The following is a 4,315-nucleotide window of genomic DNA, read 5'->3' on the forward strand; positions in this document are numbered from 1 at the left end:
TGCAGGCCGGTCGAATTGGCTGATTTTACCATTCCCGCGTCGGATCAAGCACTTTTGGCGGGTCAAGCAGTTTGGCAAGCGCAGTCAGGGGCAGCTATACCGGTTCGGGCAGGCGTCGCGCGACAAGCTCACCGCCGCGCATCTCCTAACCCGTGGAGACAGGCAGCACCATAACTCAGCAGGGAGACCCTCACATGACGTCATCCGTAGCGCTGTATTTCGCCCTTATCTGCGGCCTTGTGGCCGTGGTGTTCGGTTTTGTGTCACGCAACTGGATCCTGGCGCAGGACGCTGGCAACCCCCGTATGCAGGAGATCGCCGCTGCCATCCAGCAGGGAGCGGAGGCATACCTTGCCCGCCAGTACAAGACCATTGCCCTGGTAGGGGTGGTACTGGCCATCTTGATCGGCGTCTTCATCAGTCCGCTGACCGCGGCAGCCTTCGTGGCCGGTGCCATCCTGTCGGGGGCCTGTGGCTTTATCGGTATGAATGTCTCGGTGCGGGCCAATGTGCGTACCGCCCAGGCAGCCACGCTCGGCATCCAGGAGGCGCTCAACGTCGCTTTTCGTGGCGGGGCCATCACCGGCCTCCTGGTGGTCGGGCTGGGCCTGTTGGGCGTCGGTTTGCTGTATGGTTACCTGATCAGCCATGCCGGTGCCGGCGTGGCCCTGTCCGATACGCTCAAGCCGCTGATGGGCTTTGCCTTCGGCTCCTCGCTGATCTCCATCTTCGCGCGTCTGGGGGGAGGCATCTTCACCAAGGGTGCCGACGTGGGCGCGGACCTGGTTGGCAAGGTCGAGGCTGGTATCCCCGAGGATGACCCACGCAACCCGGCGGTGATTGCCGACAATGTCGGCGACAACGTGGGCGACTGTGCCGGCATGGCGGCCGACCTGTTCGAGACCTATGCGGTGACCCTGATTGCCACCATGGTGCTGGGGGCGCTGACCATCAAGGGTGCGGCGGCCGAGGCTGCGGTCTACCCGCTGGTGCTGGGTGGCTTCTCCATCATCAGTTCCATCATCGGTTGTTTCTTTGTGAAGGCTACGCCAGGCAGCAAGAATGTGATGCCGGCACTCTACAAGGGCCTGATCGTGGCGGGGCTGGTATCGCTGGTGGGCTTCTTCTTCATTACCCGCGAATTTTTGCCGGACAACGCGCTTGGTGCCGCAGGCAGCCAGATGCGGCTGTTCGGCTCGGCCGTGGTGGGCCTGGGCCTGACTGCGCTCCTGGTATGGATCACCGAGTACTACACCGGCACCCAGTACGGTCCGGTGCAGCATATCGCCAAGGCGTCCACCACCGGGCACGGTACCAACATCATTGCCGGCATTGGCGTGAGCATGAAGTCCACGGCCTGGCCGGTGTTGTTCGTCTGTCTCGCCATCCTGCTCGCCTACTGGCTGGCCGGGCTCTATGGCATCGCGGTGGCGGCGACCTCCATGCTGTCCATGGCCGGCATTGTGGTGGCGCTGGACGCCTATGGCCCGATCACCGACAACGCGGGCGGTATCGCCGAGATGGCCGGCCTGCCGGATGAGGTGCGCGACATCACCGACCCGCTGGATGCGGTCGGCAATACCACCAAGGCGGTGACCAAGGGCTATGCCATCGGCTCGGCCGGCCTCGCGGCCCTGGTCCTGTTTGCCGACTACACCCATGCGCTGGCCGGCAGTGGCAAATATGTGAGTTTTGATCTCTCAGACCATATGGTGATCGTTGGCCTCTTTATCGGTGGGCTGATCCCCTATCTGTTCGCCGCCATGGCCATGGAGGCGGTGGGCCGCTCGGCTGGCGCGGTGGTGGAGGAAGTACGGCGGCAGTTCCGTGACATCCCCGGCATCATGGAAGGCACCGGCAAGCCGGAGTATGGCAAGGCGGTGGATATGCTGACTTCGGCAGCGATCAAGGAAATGATCGTGCCTTCGCTCTTGCCGGTAGTGGTACCCATCCTGGTGGGGCTCGTGCTGGGACCGGTGGCCTTGGGCGGCCTCTTGATGGGGACCATTGTCACCGGGCTCTTCGTGGCGATCTCCATGTGTACCGGCGGCGGTGCCTGGGACAATGCCAAGAAGTACATCGAAGACAACCACTTCGGCGGCAAGGGCAGCGAGGCGCACAAGGCGGCGGTGACCGGCGATACCGTGGGCGACCCTTACAAGGATACGGCCGGCCCGGCGGTCAACCCGCTGATCAAGATCATCAATATCGTGGCGTTGCTGATCGTGCCGCTGTTGCCGGGTACCTTGAGCCATGAGACGCCCGCCACACCACCGGTGGGGCAGCAGCAGGTGGTGCCTGCCAAGTCGGCAGCCCAGCCATTGGCGCAGACCCAGGTAGCAGGCAAAGCGCTATAGCCGGCGCGCCGGTCTGTTCCACATCAAGCAGCGGGCCCCTTTGAGGGGCCCGCTGCTTTGCCTGGCCGGCTTTTGCCGGATAATGATCGTATCTAGACTGGCTTGGAGACGGACATGGAACAGCAATTCCAGATCGAGGGCATGAGCTGCGGCGGCTGCGTTGCCTCGGTGGAGAAGGCGCTCAAGGCGGTGACCGGTGTCACGGCCGTTGCGGTGGATCTGGCGCTAGGCCAGGCCAAGGTGGACTATGACGCCAGTCGCACCAACCCGACCGTACTGCGCCAGGCGATCGAGGATGCGGGTTACGACGTGACCGGCTGAGCCTGGTCTGGACCCGAACACACTACACTGACGCCACTAGCCTGCTTGCGAGTAAGCCATGGATCGCTGGACCGCGATGAAAGCCCACTACCTGACGCCGCTGTTCCAACCCAGCTGTGTGGTGGTGATCGGGGCCTCTGAAACCCAGGATTCGGTGGGTGCGCGGGTCTTCCGCAATCTGCTCGACGCCCCCTTCAAGGGCTGCCTGTACGGGGTCAACCTGCGCCACCCCAAGGTCTATGGGGAGACGGTCTACCCGCGCGTGGCGGCTATTCCGGAAGGGGAGATCGACCTCGCCATCATCGCCACACCGGCCCGTACCCTGCCTGACTTGGTGCGCGAATGTGGTGAACGGGGCGTGAAGGCGGTTCTGGTGCTGTCGCGCGACTTTGTGGCGGTGGACCGTACCAACCGGGCGCTGCTGCAGGAGGCGGTGGCCATCGCCCACCGCTACGGTGTGCGCATGCTGGGCCCCAACCTGCTGGGTATGATGCGGCCCAGCTGCGGTCTGATCGCGGCCAACTACCAGGGCCAGGTCAAGCGCGGCAATCTGGCCCTGGTGGCGCAATCAAGCTCGGTTGCCAGTGCCATCCTGGATTGGGCCGAGGCCCATGAGGTGGGCTTCTCGGCGGTGATCTCGCTGGGGGCGGCGGCCGACGTGAACTTTGGCGAAGTGCTGGACTTCCTGTCCCAGGACAGCCAGACCCGCGGCATTCTGATCTACCTTGAAGATGTGGGCGAGGCGCGTGGCTTTATGAGCGCCCTGCGTGCGGCCGCACGGCAAAAACCGGTGGTCTGCCTCAAAGTTGGACGCGAGCCGCCGGATTGCTCGCGGGCGGCACGCACCCATTCGGAACGCTTGATCGGTAGCGATGCCGCCTTCGATGCAGCCCTGCGTCGGGTCGGTGTGCTACGCGTGCCGACCATGGTGCACATGAATATCGCCACCCGCATGCTGGCGGCCAACTACCGGGCCCGTGGCCGGCGGCTGGCCGTGATCTCCAATGGCTACGGAGTGGGCCGTATGGCGGTGGACCGGGCTCGCGAGCTGGCGGTGGAGCTGCCCAAGCTGGCACCGGCCACGGTGGCCCTGCTGGATGAAGTACTCCCGGAGATAGGCAGCCACGACAACCCGGTGGATATTCTGGGCGATGCGCCGCCAGCGCGCTTCCTGGCCGCGGCCGAAGCCTGTCTCGCCGACCCTAACGTGGACGGCGTGATGGTGATGCTGACGCCGCAGGCCGGTACCGACCACCTGGGCACGGCTGAGCGCATGATCGAATTGCGCGAGCACAGCGACAAGCTCCTCTTGCTGGTATGGCTGGGTGACAAACGCATTGCGCTGTCGCGCAAGCTCTTGGAGCGGGCCCGCATGGCCTACTTCTCCTCGCCCGAGCATGCGGTGGAAGCCTTCTCCAGCCTGGCGACCTGGAGCTATGCGCAGGAGTTGAGCCTGCACACGCCGGGCCCCCTGGCCAGCCGTAGCGAACCGGATATCGCCCGGGCGCGGCTGGTGATTGCCGGGGCCCTGGCGGCGGGACGCAGCCTCTTGACCATGACCGAGTCGCTGGCGGTACTCGACGCCTTCCATATTCCGCACCCGCCTACCTTGCCGGCCGCGACGCCGGCCGAGGCGG

At 64.8% G+C, this 4,315-nt stretch carries 3 protein-coding genes; all 3 read left to right on the forward strand.

Features of this window, described 5'->3' with window-relative positions:
- Positions 1-194 precede the first annotated feature (194 nt).
- Positions 195-2,357, forward strand: coding sequence for a sodium-translocating pyrophosphatase (locus VIM95_RS14570; protein WP_331986951.1), 2,163 nt, complete (start codon positions 195-197; stop codon positions 2,355-2,357).
- Positions 2,358-2,471: 114 nt separating this feature from the next.
- Positions 2,472-2,678, forward strand: a complete 207-nt coding sequence (locus VIM95_RS14575; protein ID WP_331986953.1) for a heavy-metal-associated domain-containing protein — start codon at positions 2,472-2,474, stop codon at positions 2,676-2,678.
- Between the two features lie 58 nt (positions 2,679-2,736).
- Positions 2,737-4,315 (forward strand): acetate--CoA ligase family protein (locus VIM95_RS14580; protein WP_331986954.1); only part of this gene is annotated, 1,579 nt, incomplete at its 3' end.

This window comes from Chitinimonas sp., from assembly GCF_036568685.1.
GTDB lineage: Bacteria > Pseudomonadota > Gammaproteobacteria > Burkholderiales > Chitinimonadaceae > Chitinimonas.

Coding starts and splice junctions, on each gene's coding strand:
- VIM95_RS14570 (WP_331986951.1), top strand. CDS start 195: ATGACGTCATCCGTAGCGCTGTATTTCGCCCTTATCTGCGGCCTTGTG.
- VIM95_RS14575 (WP_331986953.1), top strand. CDS start 2,472: ATGGAACAGCAATTCCAGATCGAGGGCATGAGCTGCGGCGGCTGCGTT.